This is a genomic window from Prevotella sp. AM23-5 (genome assembly GCF_003473645.1).
GTDB lineage: Bacteria > Bacteroidota > Bacteroidia > Bacteroidales > Bacteroidaceae > Prevotella > Prevotella copri_A.
Genome location: NZ_QUCG01000151.1, coordinates 448 through 2,499, shown reverse-complemented (window position 1 = coordinate 2,499; position 2,052 = coordinate 448). Strand labels below are relative to the sequence as shown.

Annotated in this window: 3 protein-coding genes; all 3 read right to left on the bottom strand. The window is 43.1% G+C overall.

Features of this window, described 5'->3' with window-relative positions; genetic code table 11:
• Window positions 1–722, bottom strand: a 722-nt coding sequence (locus DW657_RS17175) for a primase-helicase family protein (protein WP_233547213.1), incomplete at its 3' end; no start/stop codon positions are given.
• A gap of 415 nt (window positions 723–1,137) precedes the next feature.
• The gene (locus tag DW657_RS17170) at window positions 1,138–1,509 is read right to left on the bottom strand and encodes a hypothetical protein (protein WP_117922883.1); all 372 of its coding nucleotides are present in this window, start codon (window positions 1,507–1,509) and stop codon (window positions 1,138–1,140) included.
• On the bottom strand, window positions 1,506–2,052 hold a 547-nt coding region (locus tag DW657_RS18510; protein ID WP_233547212.1), incomplete at its 5' end, for a site-specific integrase. The genes DW657_RS18510 and DW657_RS17170, both read right to left, overlap by 4 nt.

Genomic DNA, 2,052 nt, shown 5'->3' with positions numbered 1-2,052 from the left:
CGGGTCTCGCCCTCGTCAATGATGACAGGCAGGGATTCGTTGTTGGAGCACAGCACAAACTTGGCAAAGAAAGAAATCTCGTTTCTGTCCTTGCCCTTGGCTTCCACCTTGTAGGAGAGTGTGGTGCTGAGATTCTTTAAACGCTCAGAATCCTCCCTGCGACTGAGTAGCACCTCATCCACGACTATGAGCAGCTTGCCAGCCCAATCTGCATTGAACTGACTGCGGAAGTCCTCGTTGGTATTGAACGTAACGTTGTCTTGGAACAACGCTTTCAGAAAGTTCAAGAACGTGGTCTTGCCTGTGTTCCTCTCCTCAGACACAAGCAAAAGAATTGGAAGTTTCTGCACAGGTCTGAGATAGAGCAGTTGCAGATAGTCCATGCCAAGCTCGTATTGCTCACCGAAGATGTGAAAAAGCAATTTCTTGATGTTCAGAAAATCCCCTTTCATTGGCTTGTGGCTTATCGGCTCGTAGAGATTGAGAAAACCGTCTATTACAGTTCGGTGGTTCACATGTTCGGGAACGGTACAGAATCCGTCATACTTGTGGACATACTTGATGAACTCCTTGCCGTAGTCCTGACGCAAGGTTTCCATGTTCCAAGGGATGCGCTTTCTTACCTTCCCTCCATTGATAGTAGGTTGGTCAACCACCTTGTATAAGGTTGTGCCAACACGGATGAACACCTCGTTTGGTGGAGGTGGCGCCTGTGGCTGCATGGAAGCAACTTCAACTGGCAGTTTGTTGTCATTTGTCATGTTCATAAATTCTCCTTTGTAACTTATAAAAATTAAAGTTGCAAAGGTAATGGCGGAAAATCAAAATACAAAACTCAAACCTACGCAGAATGGAGAAGTTTGAACCGACAGTGTTAAAAGATAGGAAATCAAGGTGTTTGATGTAGCTTTTGGGGATAAGGTAAAACGAAAAATCCCGAAGAAAGGCTTACAAAGAAACCGTTCCTCGGGATGAACAAAAATGTATTCCTGTATGTCATACGTTTTACATGTCATACGATAAACATATAAAACGTATGACATCAAAAGTTCTGCTTTTTCTCACGACAACACTTCTCGATACGACAATGAATCAGTACGACAGCACCTCACTAAACTGCCAAGTATTCAATCATATTTAGCTAAAGGTGTTTGTACCTCCATAGAGTTGTAGGATTATGGTACTTTTCTCTTTTGCTCCGTACAATCTCTTGAGGATTGCATCACGAAGTTGTGCTGCGCCAAAAGAGTGGAGACGAAAGCTAATGGTAACTATCATCGGAAAACTATACAGCGTTTGCCAAACGCCAACGGAAGTTTTGTCCTTGCGTTGAACTTCTGACATAGACAGCATACCTTCCTTATATATGGCTCGTATCACAGAGTTGAGTTTGGGAGCTGTGGCATGAAATATATTCACCAACTCGCCTTCACCCATCCACAAGTTCTCTAAGTTGGACGGAATGGAAAGTGTCCCATTTCCGTCCATAGTGATAATTGTCCTTTTCATACCATTCCTCCTATTACAGGCAAATGCCCCTTGATTCGACTTTCAAAAACAGATATGTCATGGTCAAGTTTGTTACTTGTCACCTTGGCGTATATCTGTGTCGTGGTGATGTTCGTGTGACCGAGAATCTTGCTCACGCTCTCTATCGGCATACCATATTCTAAAGCCAAAACTGCCCAACTATGACGAGATACGTGGAACGAAACTTGCTTTTTGATACCACACATTGCAGCAACTCGCTTGATATGCTTATTGATAGTTCCATGGTCACCAATATGGAATAAGTGACAGTCTTTTCTGAATGATTTGTATCTCTCAATAATCTGTATAGGTATATCCATCAGCTTGATTTGGAATGGTACACCTGTCTTCTGACGCTTCGACACAATCCAAGGAGCACCATTAACTATACAGATGTTGTCCTCCGTCAAGTTCTTGATGTCTATGAAAGAGATACCTGTCCAACAACCAAAAATGAAAAGGTCTCTCGCAAAAGCCATGTTTGGGTCTTCCAACTTTATCTCAGTCATGGCGGTTAGCTCG